This window comes from Nostoc sp. (assembly GCF_036917575.1).
Taxonomy (GTDB): domain Bacteria; phylum Cyanobacteriota; class Cyanobacteriia; order Cyanobacteriales; family Nostocaceae; genus Nostoc.
Genome location: NZ_JBALDC010000089.1, coordinates 12,962 through 32,342 on the forward strand (window position 1 = coordinate 12,962; position 19,381 = coordinate 32,342).

20 protein-coding genes and 1 pseudogene are annotated in these 19,381 nt (G+C 41.9%); 14 read left to right on the plus strand and 7 right to left on the minus strand.

Translation table 11 applies throughout. The features are described from left to right. Window positions 1-224 precede the first annotated feature (224 nt). From glsA to V7K79_RS25840, 3 genes are all read left to right on the plus strand, one after another. A complete protein-coding gene (glsA, locus tag V7K79_RS25830) occupies window positions 225-1,199 on the plus strand; it encodes a glutaminase A (protein ID WP_442938972.1) in 975 nt (324 codons plus the stop codon). 198 nt (window positions 1,200-1,397) lie between these two features. Then, complete coding sequence (locus tag V7K79_RS25835) at window positions 1,398-2,468, plus strand: FAD-dependent monooxygenase (RefSeq protein ID WP_335051743.1); 1,071 nt, start codon at window positions 1,398-1,400, stop codon at window positions 2,466-2,468. A gap of 43 nt (window positions 2,469-2,511) precedes the next feature. Continuing rightward, window positions 2,512-3,006, plus strand: a complete 495-nt coding sequence (locus V7K79_RS25840; protein WP_335051745.1) for a hypothetical protein — start codon at window positions 2,512-2,514, stop codon at window positions 3,004-3,006. 82 nt (window positions 3,007-3,088) lie between these two features. Here the strand turns inward: V7K79_RS25840 and V7K79_RS25845 are convergent, their stop codons facing one another. Then, window positions 3,089-4,273 carry an AbrB family transcriptional regulator gene (locus V7K79_RS25845; protein ID WP_335051747.1) on the minus strand — a complete coding sequence of 395 codons (1,185 nt, stop codon included), beginning with the start codon at window positions 4,271-4,273 and terminating at the stop codon, window positions 3,089-3,091. Between the two features lie 234 nt (window positions 4,274-4,507). On the opposite strand from V7K79_RS25845, the gene V7K79_RS25850 reads away from it, so the two are divergent. After that, window positions 4,508-4,771 (plus strand): DUF5678 domain-containing protein, encoded by a 264-nt coding sequence (locus V7K79_RS25850; protein WP_335051749.1) that lies wholly within the window; start codon window positions 4,508-4,510, stop codon window positions 4,769-4,771. Continuing rightward, on the plus strand, window positions 4,758-5,144 hold the full coding sequence (locus tag V7K79_RS25855; protein WP_335051751.1) for a retropepsin-like aspartic protease: 387 nt from the start codon (window positions 4,758-4,760) through the stop codon (window positions 5,142-5,144). The genes V7K79_RS25850 and V7K79_RS25855 overlap by 14 nt, the downstream gene beginning before the upstream one ends. A gap of 37 nt (window positions 5,145-5,181) precedes the next feature. On the opposite strand, the gene V7K79_RS25860 is transcribed toward V7K79_RS25855, so the two are convergent. Further along, window positions 5,182-5,607, minus strand: a complete 426-nt coding sequence (locus V7K79_RS25860) for an HNH endonuclease (protein WP_335051753.1) — start codon at window positions 5,605-5,607, stop codon at window positions 5,182-5,184. Then, a complete protein-coding gene (locus V7K79_RS25865) occupies window positions 5,607-5,993 on the minus strand; it encodes a hypothetical protein (protein WP_335051755.1) in 387 nt (128 codons plus the stop codon). Before V7K79_RS25865 ends, V7K79_RS25860 begins: the two co-directional genes overlap by 1 nt. Window positions 5,994-6,257: 264 nt before the next feature. Here V7K79_RS25865 and V7K79_RS25870 point away from each other — a divergent pair, with 264 nt between their 5' ends. After that, the gene (locus tag V7K79_RS25870; protein ID WP_335051757.1) at window positions 6,258-6,644 is read left to right on the plus strand and encodes a hypothetical protein; all 387 of its coding nucleotides are present in this window, start codon (window positions 6,258-6,260) and stop codon (window positions 6,642-6,644) included. A gap of 104 nt (window positions 6,645-6,748) precedes the next feature. On the opposite strand, the gene V7K79_RS25875 is transcribed toward V7K79_RS25870, so the two are convergent. The 3 genes from V7K79_RS25875 to V7K79_RS25885 form a co-directional block, all read right to left on the minus strand. Continuing rightward, the gene (locus V7K79_RS25875) at window positions 6,749-7,099 is read right to left on the minus strand and encodes a DUF1257 domain-containing protein (protein ID WP_094350625.1); all 351 of its coding nucleotides are present in this window, start codon (window positions 7,097-7,099) and stop codon (window positions 6,749-6,751) included. 141 nt (window positions 7,100-7,240) lie between these two features. Then, complete coding sequence (gene ycf46, locus V7K79_RS25880; protein ID WP_335051759.1) at window positions 7,241-8,752, minus strand: stress-responsive protein Ycf46; 1,512 nt, start codon at window positions 8,750-8,752, stop codon at window positions 7,241-7,243. Window positions 8,753-8,830: 78 nt separating this feature from the next. After that, on the minus strand, window positions 8,831-9,184 hold the full coding sequence (locus V7K79_RS25885; RefSeq protein WP_335051761.1) for a hypothetical protein: 354 nt from the start codon (window positions 9,182-9,184) through the stop codon (window positions 8,831-8,833). Window positions 9,185-9,497: 313 nt separating this feature from the next. Between V7K79_RS25885 and V7K79_RS25890 the strand changes: the two genes are divergently transcribed. From V7K79_RS25890 to V7K79_RS25910, 5 genes and pseudogenes are all read left to right on the plus strand, one after another. Continuing rightward, window positions 9,498-10,025 carry a hypothetical protein gene (locus tag V7K79_RS25890; RefSeq protein WP_335051763.1) on the plus strand — a complete coding sequence of 176 codons (528 nt, stop codon included), beginning with the start codon at window positions 9,498-9,500 and terminating at the stop codon, window positions 10,023-10,025. 130 nt (window positions 10,026-10,155) lie between these two features. Further along, on the plus strand, window positions 10,156-11,310 hold the full coding sequence (locus tag V7K79_RS25895) for an NAD-dependent epimerase/dehydratase family protein (protein WP_335051849.1): 1,155 nt from the start codon (window positions 10,156-10,158) through the stop codon (window positions 11,308-11,310). Window positions 11,311-11,322: 12 nt separating this feature from the next. Then, a complete protein-coding gene (locus tag V7K79_RS25900; RefSeq protein WP_335051765.1) occupies window positions 11,323-11,967 on the plus strand; it encodes a DUF4291 domain-containing protein in 645 nt (214 codons plus the stop codon). 6 nt (window positions 11,968-11,973) lie between these two features. Beyond that, complete coding sequence (locus V7K79_RS25905) at window positions 11,974-13,104, plus strand: glycosyltransferase family 4 protein (RefSeq protein ID WP_335051767.1); 1,131 nt, start codon at window positions 11,974-11,976, stop codon at window positions 13,102-13,104. 103 nt (window positions 13,105-13,207) lie between these two features. Beyond that, window positions 13,208-13,729, plus strand: a pseudogene (locus V7K79_RS25910) (adenylate/guanylate cyclase domain-containing protein); the annotation flags it as partial. 54 nt (window positions 13,730-13,783) lie between these two features. Here V7K79_RS25910 and V7K79_RS25915 read toward each other — a convergent pair. After that, window positions 13,784-14,059 carry a DUF7219 family protein gene (locus V7K79_RS25915; protein ID WP_335051768.1) on the minus strand — a complete coding sequence of 92 codons (276 nt, stop codon included), beginning with the start codon at window positions 14,057-14,059 and terminating at the stop codon, window positions 13,784-13,786. A gap of 632 nt (window positions 14,060-14,691) precedes the next feature. On the opposite strand from V7K79_RS25915, the gene purC reads away from it, so the two are divergent. The 3 genes from purC to lpxC all read left to right on the plus strand — a co-directional run bounded on the left by purC (window position 14,692) and on the right by lpxC (window position 19,309). Then, window positions 14,692-15,429 (plus strand): phosphoribosylaminoimidazolesuccinocarboxamide synthase, encoded by a 738-nt coding sequence (purC, locus tag V7K79_RS25920; RefSeq protein ID WP_335051770.1) that lies wholly within the window; start codon window positions 14,692-14,694, stop codon window positions 15,427-15,429. A gap of 175 nt (window positions 15,430-15,604) precedes the next feature. Then, window positions 15,605-18,274, plus strand: coding sequence for a BamA/TamA family outer membrane protein (locus V7K79_RS25925; RefSeq protein WP_335051773.1), 2,670 nt, complete (start codon window positions 15,605-15,607; stop codon window positions 18,272-18,274). A 189-nt stretch (window positions 18,275-18,463) separates the two neighbouring features. Then, window positions 18,464-19,309 (plus strand): UDP-3-O-acyl-N-acetylglucosamine deacetylase, encoded by an 846-nt coding sequence (gene lpxC / locus V7K79_RS25930; protein ID WP_335051775.1) that lies wholly within the window; start codon window positions 18,464-18,466, stop codon window positions 19,307-19,309. Window positions 19,310-19,381: the final 72 nt, after the last annotated feature.

Here is a 19,381-nt window from a genome sequence, read left to right on the forward strand (position 1 = left end):
TATTCTTCCGGATTAATGACTTAAAAATTAAGAAAACTTTGCGATCGCTTCTAAATTTACCCTTGCTTGTATTAAAAGATGCATTAGTTATTTTTATATCTAGGTAGTTGCTCTAGTATGATGTTTTAAAGCAAGTCGTCTTTTCAAAAATTTTGCGACTGTAGGGATGTACAGCTGCACCTCTACTATATATAGTAAGTATTTTGGGAAATGCTATCAGCCTAATGACACATCAAGGAGATATAGAAATAGATCCATCGCCATTATTAGCTATTCTCAACGAGTTGCATTCCCAGTACAAGTCTCTGCGGGAGGGTGCAGTCGCGAAATACATTCCGGAATTGGCAAAGACAAACCCGGACTTGTTCAGCATTTGCATTGTGACAGTGGATGGTCAGATTTACAAAGTTGGGGACTACGAGCAACTTTTTACTATTCAGTCAATTTCCAAGGTGTTTGCGTATGGACTTGCCTTAGAAGATCATGGACTAGATTATGTTTTAACTAGAGTTGGCGTGGAACCGACGGGGGATGCATTCAACGCAATTATTTTGGATGAGCAATCGAATCGACCATTAAATCCAATGGTAAATGCAGGAGCGATCGCAACTACAAGCTTAATCAAAGGTTCTGGCCCTACCGAACGCCTCAACCGAATGCTGGATATGTTTCGTCGATATATTGGCCGCGACGTATTCGTTGACATTTCAGTTTTTACCTCAGAACGCAGTACAGGGCATCGTAACCGCGCAATGGCGCATTTGATGCTGAACTTTGGCATGATTGACCGGAATATTGAAGAGTCGCTGGATCTTTATTTTCAGCAGTGTGCTGTGATGGTGAATTGCCAAGACTTAGCCGTGATGGCGGCTACTCTTGCAAACAGAGGTATTAACCCCATCACCAAAGAACAGGCGGTAGATAAGCGCTACATTAAAGATATTTTGAGTGTTATGTATACCTGCGGAATGTACAACTTTGCAGGTGAGTGGGCTTATAAAATTGGAATTCCGGCGAAAAGCGGCATTTGTGGTGGGATTATCGCCGTTGTACCCAATAAGATGGGCATTGGAGTTTTTTCACCCTTGTTGGATGCGCGTGGTAATAGTGTGCGGGGGGTGAAGGTGTGTGAAGAACTTTCCCAACGATTAGGTTTACATCTATTTGATTGTTCAGGTGAAGAGGCGAAATTTGATTGAAAGGTGGAGGAGCCTGATTCTTGCTTCTCTTGGCTGGTCTATAATAGTATACACAAGTCCAAAAAGCTCGATTTACCTATTAGCGTAGGTTTAGCCCGCCGCAGGCATCACCCTTTATAAACAACTTTTTGGCTTACTATTTAAGATAATATCTCAATCAAGCATCATTTAAACAAGATTAAATCAAGAGAGTCACAGATGGTTTCTTCCAACAGCAAGATAGGTATTATCGGTGCAGGGACATCAGGGGCTTATCTTGCAAGTTTACTTATTCAAGAAGGGTTTCAAGTTGACTTGTTTGAAAAAGCTCCCGTAGTGCGTACCGATGGATGTGGCATTCTTATTGTCCAATCAGGTATGGAAGCACTTGATCAAGGAAACCCTCAAATCAGCCAAAAAATTATTAACTCAGGCGATCGTGTTAAATTATTCGAGTTTCGCAACCTTAAAGGTGGATTGATCAATTCAGAAGCTGTCACTTATGCAGAAAATGAACTACCAGGAATGCTTGTACACCGAAAGGTGATTTTAGAAGCAATTCTCGATACTTTACCCCTTAACAATATTCATTTTAACGCTCAATTAGCTTCGATAAAGCAGACTGATAATAGCGCGATCGCACACTTTAAAGATGGAAGTTACTGGGAAGGGGATCTGATAGTGGGTGCTGATGGCATTCTTTCTAAGGTTCGGCAGTTTGTAGTTCCGAATGTAGAACTATGCTATCTAGGCGATCTTGTTTGGCGTGGGATTGTGACAGATAATAGCTTTTGTCCAGAAGGAAACTTTTTTGTTTATGTACGCGGTCGGGGAATTTATGCAAATTTCTTTCATATTGGTGGAAATCTGACTCATTGGGGTTTCTTTGTAGAAAAAAAGCAGATGGATTCTGAAATAGGCGCACTACAACCGGCTAATATATCTACTCCTCCCGAAGAATTAGCCAAACTCCCAGAGGATGCACGAAATGTGATTGAGTCAACCCCTATAGAAAATATTATCTGTCGTTATTCCTATGACATCGATCCCCTGCCGAAACTCTATGATGGTCGTGTTATTTTAATTGGTGATGCAGCTCACGCGAAAAGTTCGACTCGCGCTAGAGGCATGACTTCAGGTTGGGAAGATGGTTTGTCTTTAACGCAATATCTCACGTCTAGTGCTAGTATTGCCGAAGCTCTAGAAAATTATCAGACAGAAAGATTACCCATTGTCCACGAATATCAACGCACGAGTCGTGAAATGAGCCAGAAAATTGGTCGTCGTTAGTCAACGCGAAACTTAAAGTAAAATTAGTTTTTATCTAAAATAAATGAGTAACAATCCTATAATTAGCGAAAATATCATCACCCCGGCGATATCTCCTGATTTGGAGAAAGTTCCAGAAATTTTTACACGTCATATTGGCACTTGGAAAGGTGAGTATATTAAAACTGATAAACGCGGAAATTTCTCTCGCAGCTTTTTCGGTAGTTTTACCATTTTTATTGAAGGGAGTCAGTACCGACAAGTTAACAATTATGAATACTCAGATGGCTCTCATCTCCAGCTTAATTTTGAAGGATACTTTGAAGATAGGATTCTGAAATTGTTTTCTAGCAGTTATTCTGATTTTTCCTCAATCGCTTGGGATGCGGGTCAGGACACGATTTGCTTTCGGATGACGAAAACTCAAGATAATGTGCTGATTACATTTATAGAAACAATGACTTTACTCGATGAAAATCACCGAGTTCGTAGTACGCAAGCTTTTAAAGATGGCATTTTTGATGGCATCTCCTTTATTGAAGAAACTCGTTTTTCTTAAATAGATTAGATAGTCCTAGATTTGAGCAAGGAAGGTTCCAATCGAGCAAAATTGGTTAATTTGACCTTTATTTTAAGAAGAATTAAACTGGTTCAGAAAGTTGCTCATCCAGACGGCGAAACAAAAACAGCCAAAGAGGTAGAGAACTATTAATCGCAATTAGTCGCACCAAATGACCAGTTGTGACAATTTCAACATTATGATTCAATGCTAGGGAAACTAAGATCATTTCTGCCGATCCTCCTGGTGCTGTGACTAACAGACAGGTTAACCAGTCCCAAGAGGTTAATTGCATCGCAAGTATAGCAGCGATCGCTCCGGCTACAAGAGTCATCCCTACAGACATTAAGGCATAAGCAACAGTCCGCTTTTTAAAGTTAGGTTTATCTCCCCAACATTCACCAATAGTAATTCCCAGGAGCATTTGACCCACTAAGTTAATTAAAGGCGGCGGGCTAAAGCTAATATCACCCACAAAAGGCAGCCAATGTAGCAAAGGATTAAACCCAATACCAATCAATAATGCACCAAAGAAATCGCCAGCAGGAATTTTAAATAATATAGCTGAATAAACTACTAATCCAGTAATTAGCAGTACTAACAAGAGTAATTCTAATTGAGATGGATCGAGATTGAGCCAAGCAGTGTTGATTGGGAGTGTTTGCGGATAGTAATTACCAGTTGATGTCCTAGCGATGAAAGGAATTAGAACAACTACACAGGTGACGCGAATCGCCTGAACTAGGGCAACCAAACTAACATTTTTATTGTAATCGGCAGCGATCGCAGCCATAATTCCTACACCACCAGGAACTGTAGCCAGCATAGCTGTAAATAGGTTGGTTTTGCTGACGCGGGAGTAAATGTAACCGATACAGCCTCCACTAATCAACAGAAATAAGGTAAGAAAAATAAATATGGGAATACAAGAAGCAATACTAGCTAGATTAACGTGGGCATTGGAAGCGCCGACAGTTAAGCCGACAAGTGCCATTCCTACTTTTCTAGCAGTACGGTTAGGTTGGGGAGAATATTGATAAAAAATTCGACACCCTTGGAGAACCACTGTACCAGCCGCAATCCCGCCAAATATCCAGGCAATCCTACCAATTTGGAACTTTGCGAGGAGTAAACCCAGAGGTAATGCCAGAAGCATTTCCAAGGTAAGGACAATTAGTTGCTTTTTAAATGGCTGTTGTTTGGTAACAACAAGATTTTCATGAGTGTGTTTTTCCAGGCTGGGAGTACCACTTAGACTTTGGTTCATCGATACTAAGCTTTTTTTTAAGTCTAAGCTATAGGTGCAAAAGTCGATCTCCTGCGATGCGATCGCACATTACACATTACCAGAAATAAGCAAAATGTTACAGATGTAGGCTTTGGTTTTAGTAGCGTGTTTATTTTAGATTTAAATTTAAGTCAGGTTTGGTAGCTCACCTCTTGCACCAGACAATTAAAATAGTGCCAGAGATATTCTACATCCACAGACAAAATTAAATATATGAATACAACTCCCTCTAAAAGAGAAACAGATGAAATGTTCAAGTGGTTAAATCGTAACCGCCAGATGTTATTAGATTTATATAAAAATCAATATATCGCTTACAATGCAAATGGAATAATTGCTCACAGCGAAAACTTACGCGAAGTTTTAGCATTAGCTAATGCTGCAAAACAGCCTTTTTTAATTTACCTAGTTCCTCGTCAGACTGCTTCTATAGAAATAAATTTTACGAATTCGCTTCCGCACCGTGGCTCGACATGATTGGCAACCAAATTATAGTGTTATTTTAAAGCACGGAGATATAGAATCTCGTACAACAATGTTAGTAGATTATGGTGCTGAATTAAGTTTAATTTCATTAAAAGTTGGTCAAGATTTAGGCTATACTTTAGCTGATTCAGAATCAACTTTGTTGGCAGAAACGATAGGTGGCAGAGTTGAGTACGTTTTACGCAATGTCGAAATGACAATTGATGAACACAATTTGATTACTCCTGTAGCATGGTTACAAACCAATACAGGCGGAGAACAATTGCTTTTAGGGCGAGAAGTTGTATTTGATAAATTTAATATTGAATTTAGGCAAGCTGAGGAGCAAATTATTTTTACGTGGCGTGAAAGTTTGAAGTCATAAAAAAGTAGGATAACGTTTACTTTGCCTCTAATTTTGCTCAAACTTCAGTTGGTGGATGCCAGCCAGCAGACACCCAAGCTTGCCTGACAGTTACAGCATAAGGATTATTCAGTTGCAAAGCTAATACAGTTGCACGACCACAGACAGTCAAACCTGTAATCTGGATACCGTTGTTTACCCAAGTGAAATGACGTGACCATTTTTGTTGACGAGGATTGAATAGTTTAATTTTACGGTTTGTTACTGGATCTCTGGCATGGGTCTGAATACCTTTGTAGAGATTGCATAACCTACAGGCAAGCCATAGATTCTCCTCATCATCAGTACCGCCTGCTGCTTTGGGAATGATATGCTCAATTTCTAAAATTCCTAGAACATACTTTTGGAGACTGAGGCAATAACCACACTGATCATTCGCCTGTATCCGTATCTGCGCCCGGACTTGTTCAGGAATCTGGCTCACTAGCTTAAGGGGTCAACCAATCCACGTTTGACAGCTTCGCTTAACGCAGTGGCTTTTCTTAAAAGTCTTTCTTGATAAACCTGCATCAAAGTTTGTAACTCTGAGCGATCGCCTTCAGTAAGAGTACCTGATTGTTGGCGATCAAGCAGTTCGCTTAACCGGGCATCCTGTTCTGGTTGCATTTGTAGTTCGGTCAGCACCAGAACTTGTTCATCAGAAAGCACAGAGACAGGCTCGATATCGCTAATGTCCCCACTGACGGGCGGAATTGAAAGTTGAATGGTATCTACTAAAATGCTGGCAACATCACGATTCGCCAACCGTGCAAAGCGTTCTGCGCGTTGGTAAATATCGTCTGGGAGGGTAATGATAATTTGAGTACTCATAGCTTTTGTAAATACTCCTCTCTATTATCACTTGCAATTAGTAATTATGTGTTTCAGGATAACAAAAACTGAAGAATGTAATTTAGGACATTGAGCAGAAAACCGTCGCTTTCTAGTTTTTTTGGATTTACAGCTATTTACCTGAAAATAGCTGTAAGTCAAGTTTAATGAGAAATAAATTCAAAATTTTCAAGGTTTTAGTCCTACTGTTTGGGAAAAATAACTTAGTGAGTAACTTTTGATCACTAGACAGAAATAAAAATTATGAAGTTAAATCTAAATTATAGGGATATGCCAGTTTTATCCTACATTCATCGGAGAGAACTGCCATCAGCACCTGGAATTTATTATGTGGGTAATCATGATTGCCCAGTTATGTATATCGGTCTTGCACATAACTTGAAAAAGCGGCACTTAACCCATCATCGCCAAGTACAGTTTGACAAAATTCAAAATGCTGTCATATATTATCGTGTTTTAGCAGAGGATGTATCAACTAAAATCTCAAATTTGAGAGAGGTTCTAATGAGGTTGGAAAAGCAGTCTATAAGTTACTACAAGCCACCTCTCAATTACACACCCGTACTAAAATCAATTTATCTTCAAGGTAAGAAGGGAGTGATTCTCCGTTTTAGACAAAATGAATCATAAACAAAATCGGGACTGAGAAATACATCTCAGTCCCGATAAAAAAGCGGGTTAACCGCTATTTATATGGTTAACCCGTGCAGCTTTGGGAACGCGCAGAGAAATTGTTATTGCAATACCAACTTCACATTGGCGTTTTGCAGACCGCGTTGTTTCACTTCAGCCAAAGTTTTGTTAACGGCATACTTTTGGTTGATTGAGTTGATCAACTCGGTTTGGTTGTGCTTCTTAGCAACGCCCCACAGGTCAGCGATTAGGTCAAAAGAACCATCGCCATTGCGAGACCAGCCGAGGTCATATTCGCCTTCTAACACAGCAACGATGTCAGAACGGACACGCTGACCGTTATAACCACGGACATCAGCTTCAGTCTTTACGCTGATACCGAGGTCGCGCAAGGAAGCCTTGAGGATTTCGGCATCGGTGATTTTGGTACGCAGGGTGCTAAAGTGAGACATTTGGGTTTCCTCCAATGAGAAGATTGAGAAAAACGACAACGGTTTGTTTTGGGCGAAGCCGCGCTTAACAGGATGCGGCTTTTGTTATAACTGCTAGCATTTTCTGCTAGCCTTTCCCCCTGGGATGGCAGAGGAAAGCTTTTAAAACTCCATTCGCTGATATTCAGCTACGGAGGATGCTGCGGGGCGTGCGCGCTGTCTGGCCCAATCTCTTAAGGCCGTTACTTGTTCTTGCATCGTTCGAGACAGCGGCAATGTTGCCTTCAGTGCAGCAATAATATCTAGTTGGGTGAACTCCCGATCTTGGGCAAAAGCTTCATACATTGCCGCAACGATCGCTTGTTCAACTTCTGCTCCAGAAAAGCCATCAGACATCTTAGCTAGTTGCTCAAGATCAAATCGAGAGATGTCTTCACGGCGCTTGGTCAGATGAATATTGAAAATGTGTTGCCGTTCTTCCGGTGTTGGCAGATCGACAAAGAAAATTTCATCAAAGCGTCCTTTCCTCAGAAACTCGCCAGGTAAGCGTTCTACTCTATTGGCTGTTGCCATCACAAACACTGGTGATTTCTTATCTTGCATCCAGGTGAGGAAAGAGCCGAAGATTCTACTTGAAGTCCCCCCATCAGAATCAGAGGAACCTCCACTACCAGCAAAGGATTTATCTAATTCATCGATAAACAAAATCGCTGGGGAAATAGATTCTGCTGTTTTCAGGGCGTTCCGCAGATTTGCTTCGCTTCGTCCCACCATCGAGCCGTCGTAGACTCGCCCCATATCCAACCGCAACAATGGTAAACCCCAGAGGCGAGAAGTAGTTTTAGCAATTAATGACTTACCACAACCGGGAACTCCTAGAATTAACATCCCCTTTGGCTGAGGCAAACCATACTCTCTGGCTCTTTCTGTGAAAGCGTTAGAGCGTTGCTTGAGCCATCTTTTTAACTCTTCTAAGCCACCTACAGCATCAATGGTTTCATCTTCTTCAATGTATTCTAAGATGCCATTGCGCCTAATTAGTTGCTTTTTCTCAGATAAAACTATGTCTACTTCATCTTCTGTTAAACGCTCTTTAGTTACCTGTGCCTTACGGTAGACTTTCTCAGCTTCATCTTTAGTTAGACCTAAAGCAGCTCTTAGAAGTTTTTCTCTGGCTTCTGTTGTCAGTCGCCGACCACGATTTTGCTCTATATGGTGAGTTAAGACTTTATTCAACTCAGCCATATCTGGCAATGTAAAGTCGAGAACAACAACTTCCTTTTCCAGTTCTATAGGTACTTGCTGCATCGGAGACATCAGAACGATGTTCTTTTGCATACCTTTGAAACTAGCGATCGCATCACGTAACGATCTGTTAGTTGCAGGCGCATCTATAAAGGGATGTAAATCTTTAAGAATAAATATACTTGGTTCTTTCTGCCGGATGATCCACTCAATCGCTGCTTCTGGAGACACGGTATTATGTTGAGTAACATTCCGGGGTTGACCATACTCAACAATTCCGTGTGTTACTGTCCAAATAAACACTCGGCGCTGGGGCTTTAACGACTGGGCGATTGTGGTAATTGCTTGCTCGGCCCGCTCTTCCTCGGAGGTAACAAGGTAGATTAAAGGGTATTGAGCTTGAATTAGGATCTTGAGCTCTTCGTTCATACTTCGACCTACTTGAGACCTTATAGAGACAGTAGAGACATTGCTTCTGGTAAAGACAACCGAATCATGAATATTTATTTAGCAAGGAACTAATTCTTCCTCACCCTTGGGATTGGTTTCATCTTCATCCATCTCACCAAGAGAAAGACGCTCTTGACCAACTACTCCTGGTTGATTGCCTAAAGCAACCAGTTCCCCATCGCGTAAGACTAGCGAACTATCACAAGTTGGGCATGAATAAACTCTATGAGTCCGCCCATAAGAAGAATCTTCTAACTCATCAACCAATTCTTGATTGGATAGGTAAAAACCAAGGGCACGTTCGGCAAGTTCTGACATTGGCTCGGAATCAACTGCTGAACGAATTTTTAGTTTCCTGTGCAACTCTGACGATAAATACAAAGTGACCTTTTGCTTAGTTTGCGTTTGCATATAACTCTTTAACGGTCTTACCCGGGTATGTATATCAAGTTATCGGTTCTTTTATTGGTTGTCAAGACAGTAAAACGTTTTAACGCTAGTTTCGTTACATTTATTTATATTTTGGGTTTGCTTGTCATAATATTTGATGGGTTATAGTTCATCATTAGTGGCTCTAACCCATGTATTTGAGAGATAAATCCCTCACTCTGAACCTCTTAAGATTGATGTGGCAGACTATTAGTTGGCTGATTGAGAATGGTGCAATATCGGAGTTTCTGATATTTCTATAAAATCAGTAACTTTGGCAAAATGTGTGATGTAAATGGCTACTGCTAATAAAATCTGTAGTTTGGGGCGAAGAATTTATCGGTTTGCCGCCAGCGTTAGCGGAGTCATTGCCCTATTAGTAATTTTGTGGAGTTGTACTGCAAGTGATTTTAACGCCCAAGCGATCGCCTGGAAAACTTATAGCAACTCCCGTTATGGCTTTGAATTTCCATATCCGAGTAACTGGATTTCTTTAGCAGCCTCAGAAAATGGTGATGGAATTGCGTTTATTTCACCACAAAAGAACTCAGTGGAAATTCGGGGCTGGGCAAGCCAGCAGTTACCAAATTCAATTGTTACAGACGAATCCGATAAAAAGATAAAACCCAATTTTAAAACCGCCCAAGGAGTACCAGGGGTAATGGTTGTAAAAGTCGATCAACAAGTAGGTTCGATGACACTGACACTAACTCATAGTCAAGTGAAATACTATTTGCAGGGACGAAGCAAGAGCCAAGAATTTCCAGATTACTATCGTTTGTTTTATTACATAGCCCAGCAGTATCGGATTTCAATGTCTTGAAATATGAAGCATAGGGCATAGGTATGGTTATTTTCTTTATCCCCCAAAATCTACATCTCCCCCAGAATAATGATTAAGAAGGTACAGAAACCTGATAGATTTAGCTATCAGCGAGTAAAAACTGGTGAAGATGAAAGTCCTGGTTATTGGTGGTGATGGATATTGCGGTTGGGCAACTGCTCTTTACCTTTCCAATCGAGGTTATGAAGTTGGAATTTTAGATAGTTTGGTGCGGCGGCACTGGGATAATGAACTTGGTGTCGAAACTCTCACTCCGATCGCACTAATTCAACAACGTCTCCAGCGCTGGCAAGATTTGACAGGTAAATCTATCGACTTGTTCATCGGCGATATTACGAATTACGAATTTCTCCAAAAAACATTACATCAATTTCAGCCAAATGCCTTAGTGCATTTTGGCGAACAGCGTTCGGCTCCATTTTCCATGATTGACCGCGAACACGCAGTTGTTACCCAAGTCAATAATGTAGTTGGGACGTTGAACTTGCTGTACGCCATGCGGGAAGATTTCCCCGACTGTCATTTGGTGAAGCTGGGAACGATGGGTGAATATGGTACACCCAACATCGACATCGAAGAAGGGTATCTTACCATTGAACACAATGGACGCAAGGATACCCTACCTTATCCCAAACAACCCGGTTCGATGTACCACTTAAGCAAAGTCCATGATAGTCATAACATCCACTTTGCCTGCCGGATTTGGGGATTGCGGGCAACAGATTTAAATCAGGGTATAGTTTATGGCGTCTTAACCGAAGAAACGGGGATGGACGAACTATTGATTAATCGACTCGATTATGATGGTGTGTTTGGTACAGCATTGAACCGCTTTTGTATTCAAGCAGCAATTGGACACCCCTTAACTGTTTATGGTAAAGGTGGACAAACTCGGGGGTTTTTGGATATTCGGGATACAGTAAGATGTGTGGAATTAGCGATCGCTAATCCTGCACAGTCAGGCGAATTCCGCGTATTTAACCAATTTACCGAACAATTCAGCGTCGGTGACTTGGCATTGATGGTGAAAAAAGCTGGTAATGCTATGGGATTGAATGTAGAAATCAATCACCTAGATAATCCCAGAGTCGAAAAAGAAGAACATTACTTCAACGCTAAAAACACTAAATTGCTTGATTTAGGTTTACAGCCTCACTTACTCTCTGATTCTTTACTCGATTCTCTGTTAAACTTTGCCATTAAGTATCAAAAGCGAGTCGATCACAAACAAATTATGCCCAAAGTATCTTGGCACAGAAATTAGGGTAGACTCTGCGTGCGGCTGATAACAGAACCTTATTTAACTCAAGTCAGTAATTGGCCAAATAATGGTCGTCATATTTTAGCACAATATGACGACCATTCAATTATTGTTTATCAGGCGTATCGTGCTGCTATTGGTGACTTCGCCGCTACCTACGGTTATTTTGGTGGTGAGTTTAGTTTTGACCGTATGAGTTGGATCAAACCTAATTTCCTCTGGATGATGTACCGTTCTGGATGGGGTACAAAAACTGGGCAAGAGGTAGTGTTAGCTATTTGGATTAAGCGTTCGGCTTTCGATCAAATTTTAGCGGCGGCTGTTCATTCCAGCTACGTTCCAGAACTTTATGCCGAGAAAAGTGCATGGCAAAGAGCATTGAAGCAATCACAAGTCTGCCTACAATGGGACCCAGACCATCACCCAACTGGCAAAAAATTAGAACGACGCGCTATTCAATTAGGGTTACGTGGTCAAGTGCTAGCTACTTACGCCAAAGATTGGATTTTAAACATTGAGGATATCTCAGACTTTGTACAAAAACAGCGGCAAAACATTAAGTCTGACTGTGCAGAGTTGATTACACCACGCGAGAGAGTCTATTGTGTGTTTGATACCGAAATGCAAGCAAAGCTGAGATTATCTGCCTGGACTGAATAGTTTTTTATGAGAATTGCCCTATTTACCGAAACCTTTTTACCCAAGGTTGACGGCATTGTAACGCGCCTGCGCCATACTGTCGATCATCTCCAGCGCATTGGTAATCAAGTGTTGGTCATCGCCCCTGATGGAGGCATCACTGAACACAAAGGCGCTAAAGTTTATGGCGTTACTGGCTTTCCTCTGCCATTGTATCCAGAATTGAAAATGGCTTTACCCCGCCCAGCCATTGGTTATGTTTTAGAAGAGTTTAAGCCTGATATTATTCATGTCGTGAATCCAGCCGTTTTGGGTTTGTCTGGCATATTTTATAGCAAAATCCTCAAAATTCCTTTAGTAGCGTCTTACCATACCCATTTACCCCAATATCTCCAGCATTACGGTTTGGGGATGTTGGAAGGTTTTCTCTGGGAACTGCTAAAAGGCGCTCATAATCAAGCAGCTTTAAATCTGTGTACCTCCACAGCAATGATAGAGGAATTGACAGCACACGGTATTGAACGTGTAGATTTATGGCAGCGTGGGGTGGATACAGAATTCTTTCACCCCGATTTAGCTAGTGTAGAGATGCGATCGCGTCTATCACAAAATCATCCAGAAAGTCCATTGCTACTTTACGTTGGGCGACTTTCGGCTGAAAAAGAAATTGAGCGTATCAAACCAATTTTAGAAGCAATTCCCCAAGCGCGGTTGGCATTGGTTGGAGATGGGCCGCACCGTCAAGCTTTGCAAAAACACTTTGCTGGCACAAACACTTATTTTGTTGGGTATCTCAGGGGGCAAGAGTTAGGTTCTGCCTTTGCCAGTGCTGATGCCTTTTTGTTTCCTTCCCGTACAGAAACACTAGGTTTAGTACTACTAGAAGCGATGGCTGCTGGCTGTCCCGTAGTAGCAGCCCGTTCTGGGGGAATTCCTGATATTGTGACAGATGGAGTAAATGGATATCTTTTTGAGCCAACAGCAGATGTTCAAGGGGCGTTAGCTGCCACTGTTCGCCTCTTAGAACAAAAACAACAACGAGATATCATTCGCCAAAATGCTCGTCAAGAAGCAGAAAGTTGGGGTTGGGCAGCTGCCACCAAGCAGTTACAAGATTACTATCAAAAAGTGATATTTTCTGAACAGTTGGCAAAATAAGGGATTGGGGACTGGGGATTAGAGATTAGGAACTGGAGAAAACTTTTCTTAATACCCAATCCCCAGTCCCCAATCCTCAGTTCCCAATCCCCAATCCTTAAAGCGACAAATTATCCACGCACAGCCACAAATTCGTATTGGCATTGGGATTAGTTCTGGAGATGTGGTTTCGGGTAATATTGGTTCTCGTAAACGGATAGATTACACCGTCATTGGAGATGGTGTAAATTTAAGTTCGCGCTTAGAAGCGGTAACTAAGGATTACGGTTGTGATATTCTTTTAAGTGAATTTACTTACCAATCGTGCAGCGATCGCATTTGGGTGCGCCAGTTAGATAAAATCTGAGTCAAAGGGAAACACCAGGCAGTTAATATTTACGAGTTAATTGGCGATCGCAATACTCCCTTAGATGCCAACACTCAAGAGTTTTTATTTCACTATCATACTGGACGCACTGCTTATTTATCGCGCAACTTTTCACAAGCGATCGCTTGTTTCGAGTCCGCCAAATCCATCCAATCCCAATACCAAGCTGTTGATATCCACCTAGAGCGGGCGCGTAATTATCAACAAACTCCACCACCAGAGTCTTGGGATGGTGTCTGGACAATGCTTACTAAGTAGTCATTTGTCACTTGTCATTGGTCAGTTTCTAATACCTCATTCCCCATTGCCTATTTAACTTTCAGCCTCTCCCTGGTCATTTTGAAAGGGATCTTCGCCAATTCCTAGCTCTTTTTTAGAGCGTTTCAATTGTTTCCACATGTCCTTTATTTGTTCGTAAGCTGCACCCGGAGGAACTTTTCCAGCTGTTTCTAAGTTGCAAATGTAACTTACGCGTTGAGCAAATTCCTGGAGATTTGCGTTAAAAACCAAGTTTTCTGGCTTAACCTGACCGTAGTAGCGACCGCGAGGGTAGAGAAAATCATCCTTGTTCACTATTTTTTTCTCCATTTATTCAATTCACCTTATATTTGGATTTCTGAAGCTCACTAACTAACCTAATCTTTTTTTCCTCAAATTAGAGGAAATCAAATCATCCAACTCCTTTTGCAATTGGTGATGCAGGATTTGATTGATTTAGATTTTGCGACTAGAGGACAAAGCTTGAATTATTTATGTTGTAAATATTACAAACAAGTTTCAACTTTCGTAAATAGAGAAACTATTTGACTTTCCTCCCGGTTATTAATTTATCTCATCTTAATTTATGAAGTTCAAATTGTAATTAGCTTCAGTCCAAAGCTTAAGGTACAAATTATTAAAACATAGCAGTATATCTTTGTAACTTTTCCTTTAAAAATAATTAAATTTTTGATAGTAAAACTACTTAGATTAAAATATTATATATCAAAGCTAATTGTCCTCTGTTAAAAGTTAGAGATTTAGCTTTAAATTTTTGGTAACTGGTTATTAAGCAGCGATGGGGAGGAGGAAATTAGGCTGGAAATTGGTTATTAATTATTTTATCCTGCCTTTGCTTCCTCTTAAATAGTCATCAATGGCTAATAGTTAATAACTAAAGATAAAATGGTGAAGCCTCAAAGGACAACTTTTGTCCATCGCCTAAAACTTTACCTGTCACTATGTCTGTTAATTCTAAGTTATACGAAGGCAAAGCGAAAATTCTTTATACAACGGACGATCCAGAAGTCTTGTTGGCTGATTTTAAAGACGATGCCACAGCGTTTAACGCCCAAAAGCGTGGCAACATCGAAGGTAAAGGAAAAATTAATTGTAGCATTTCCAGCCAACTTTTTAAACAGTTGGAGACTTATGGTATAAAGACTCACTTTATTGACAGTCCTGCTCCGAATCAAATGCGGGTGAGGGCTGTAAAGATTTTACCATTAGAAGTAGTGATCAGAAACATTGCTGCTGGCAGTCTGTCTCAGCAAACAGGATTACCAGTGGGTACAATTCTGAAACAGCCTTTGGTTGAATTTTATTACAAAAACGATCAATTAGGAGATCCTTTGTTGACACGCGATCGCTTGTACCTACTAGAACTAGCGACTGCGGAACAAGTAGACGCAATTACACATCTAGCATTGCAAATCAATGAATTTCTCAATAACTTTTGGCAGCGGTGTGGCATTACCCTAGTAGACTTCAAACTAGAGTTTGGTTTGGACTTACAACAGCAGTTGCTCTTAGCAGATGAAATTAGCCCCGATACCTGCCGTTTGTGGGATACGGCAGAAAAGGACACAAATCGACGGGTAATGGACAAAGATCGCTTTCGCCGAGACTTAGGAAATGTAGAGGATGCCTACCAGGAGGTTTTACAAAGAGTGCTAAAAGCAGTAGAAACTACAAATTAACCAGGTAAAAACTAAAGGGTCAGAAGGAATTATATTTAACTTTTGCTTTTTGCCTTTTGCCTTGTAAAGTAAAAAAGCAAAAGAAAAAAATTATTTTTTGAGTTTTACTTTAGGCATGAGGGCATTATTGCCTTGTGATGGTGTGTGTGTGGTCGTGAAGAGGAATATAAGTAAAATGCGTTTATCTCCCGTATTGCTGGCAGCATTAGCAATTGCAGCCCCTTTGGGTGGCTCATTGAGTGCGAATGCAGAAACCGCCAACAATCCCAAACAAACAACAGAAGTTTTCACACTAGAAAAAAATCAGCATTCAGAAAAGAACACTGGTCAGGTTAACTCTAGTAAAAGTCTAGAATCTCAACCTAAATCTACACAAACTATAGAGGCAGAGCGTCCCCAATCCCGCGTCGTCGCAATTTACCCTGCCAACCCAGCAGCAAGCGCGACTCCAAAGGTAATTGTGCCAACCTCCACAACGCCAAAAACTGCACAAACCCCTGAAACTAATCCCAGTCCTACTCAACAGCCGTCTCCGGCTCCAGACATTCCACCGCCAGAAATTCAACAACCAACGTCTTCCCCAACTCCTCAGGCCACTCCAGCTCCAGAAAATGTAAATCCACCGACAACAGAACCTTTATTACCCACAACTCCAGAACCATCAAATACTCCAGATATTCCCCCCCCAGCTAGTCAACAAAGAACACCTACGTTATTCCCAGGCGCTACTCCCAGTCCGCAGAATGTTAATCCATCGACAACTCCGGGCAATACTCCATTCCCAGGCGCTACTCCCAGTCCGCAGAATGTTAATCCATCGACAACTCCGGGCAATACTCCATTCCCAGGCGCTACTCCTAGTCCGCAGAATGTTAACCCACCGACAACTCCGGGCAATACTCCATTGCCAGGCGCTACACCCAGTCCGCAGAATGTTAATCCACCGACAACTCCGGGCAATACTCAACCCAACACAGCCCCAGAAGCCAATGACCCCCGCGTACTGGTATCGGAAGTAGTAGTTAGAACCCAGGCTGGGCAACTATCACCAGAACTGGAAAGCCAAGTTTACAGAGTAATTCGTACCCAACCAGGACAGACGACTACCCGCAGCCAACTGCAAGAAGATATTAATGCCATTTTTGGTACTGGCTTCTTCTCTAACGTCCAAGCAGCGCCAGAAGATACCCCCTTGGGAGTGCGGGTAAGCTTTGTTGTGCAACCTAACCCCATCCTCAATAAAGTAGAAGTGCAAGCCAATCCTGGAACTGGTGTTGCTTCTGTGCTACCAGCAAATACTGTGGATGAAGTATTTCGAGAGCAGTATGGCAAAATCCTCAACTTGCGTGAGTTGCAAGAAGGCATCAAGCAGTTAAACAAGCGGTATCAAGACCAAGGTTACGTACTAGCCAACGTGATTGGAGCGCCACAAGTCTCTGAAAATGGAGTTGTTACCTTACAAGTAGCAGAAGGTGTAGTAGAAAATATTAGAGTTCGGTTCCGCAATAAAGATGGTCAAGAGACAGACGAGAAGGGACAACCGATTCGGGGACGGACACAGGATTATATCATTACACGAGAATTGGAGTTGAAGCCAGGACAAGTGTTCAATCGCAACACAGTCCAAAAAGACCTACAGCGCGTGTATGGGGTAGGGCTGTTTGAAGATGTGAATGTGTCCCTTGACCCTGGTACTGACCCCAGCAAAGTGGATGTAGTCGTGAATGTTGCTGAACGTAGCAGTGGTTCGATTGCGGCTGGGGCAGGGATTAGTTCTGCTAGCGGACTTTTTGGAACAGTAAGTTATCAACAGCAAAACCTGAACGGTAGGAACCAAAAACTGGGGACAGAAATACAGGTAGGAGAACGGGAACTGCTGTTTGACATCCGGTATACTGACCCCTGGATCGCAGGAGATCCTTACCGGACTTCCTACACAACCAATATTTTCCGCCGCAGTTCTATTTCGTTGATTTTCGATGGTCAAGATGAAGACATTAGGACGTTTACTCCAGATAATCCCACTGATACAAGTTCTCAGGATCGCCCCCGCATTCTCCGTGTAGGCGGTGGTGTCACCTTTACCCGTCCTCTCTCTCCCAATCCTTATAAAACTTCTGTCTGGACTGCCTCAGCAGGTTTACAGTATCAACGAGTTTCTGCCCGTGATGCTGATGGCAATCTTAGAAAAACAGGAGCGGTATTTGATGATGATACTGGAAACCGCATCAGTGATGAAATTCCATTGACCCTCTCTAGCGGCGGTCAAGACGATTTACTACTGTTTCAAGTAGGAGCACAGCGCGATCTCCGTAATAACCCCCTGCAACCCACTAGCGGTTCTTATCTCCGCTTTGGAGTCGATCAGTCAGTCCCTGTAGGGTTAGGCAACATCTTCCTAACTAGATTGCGGGGTAGCTACAGCCAATATTTACCCATTAAGCTAATTCGCCTCACCAAAGGGGCACAAACCTTAGCATTTAACCTGCAAGCAGGAACCATCCTTGGTGACTTGCCTCCCTACGAAGCTTTTACCCTTGGAGGTAGCAACTCCGTCCGGGGTTATGAAGAAGGAGCATTAGGTAGTGGACGCTCTTATGTGCAAGCATCACTTGAGTATCGGTTTCCAGTTTTTTCAGTAGTCAGTGGCGCACTATTTTTTGATCTCGGCAGTGACCTGGGAACTAGTACTAGAGCCGCTGAAGTGTTGAACAAAAATGGCAGTGGCTACGGTTACGGTCTTGGCGTTCGCGTCCAGTCTCCACTGGGGCCAATTCGGATTGATTACGGTATCAACGATGATGGTGATAGCCGGATTAATTTCGGTATTGGCGAAAGATTCTAATTAGTCATTGGTGATTAGTGAATAACAAAGGACTAATGACAATTCTCTTTCCTAATGAGCTTGCTAATTGTTACATTTACCTCAATACTGTTCCGATAAAGGGATTAATGAGATTTTTCAGGGAATATCAGGGATTTTACCAAAACAGACGATGAACAATACTAAAGGAAATATATTAACTTTTCGGCTATGCGACAGCACACTCTAGCAGCCCAAATCACCCAAATAGGGGTGGGATTGCATAGCGGTGTGAATACCCAAGTACGGATACTACCAGCTGAGGTGGGAAGTGGACGCTACTTTGTGCGGGTGGATTTACCGGATTTGCCGATAATTCCAGCCCAAGTTGCGGCAGTTAGTCACACTGTTCTCTCAACTCAGTTGGGTAAGGGTGAGATATATGTTCGCACGGTAGAGCATTTGTTGGCAGCACTTTCGAGTATGGGCGTGGATAATGCCCGAATTGAAATTGATGGCCCAGAAGTCCCACTTTTAGATGGTTCAGCAAGTGTGTGGACAACCAATATTACCCAAGTTGGCTTAGTCTCACAACCCGTTGACAACCAAGTTCAGGCTGTTACAGAACCAATATGGGTTTATCAAGGGGATGCCTTTGTATGTGCCCTCCCAGCACCAGAAACCCGCTTCAGTTATGGTATTGATTTTGACCTACCCGCAATTGGGAATCAATGGTATAGCTGGTCACTAACTCCTGAACTAGGAAAAGCTTCTGCTAGCTTTGCTGCGGAAATTGCTCCTGCTCGTACTTTTGGGTTACTGCATCAAATTGAACATTTACAAAAAACAGGGTTAATTAAAGGTGGTAATTTAGATAATGCCCTCGTTTGTGGCCCAGAAGGCTGGCTAAATCCACCGTTGAGATTTGCAAATGAGCCAGTCCGTCATAAAATCTTGGATTTAGTAGGAGATTTGAGTTTACTAGGGACTTTTCCTCGTGCTCATTTTTTAGCGTATAAAGCCAGTCATAATTTACACATTCAACTGGCTCAAAAAATTTTAGATTTGGGATTTTAGATTTTGAATTAGAACTAAAACCTAAAATCTAAGCTTATTAAGCTTTGGATATACGCCTACCTACTCAACTTT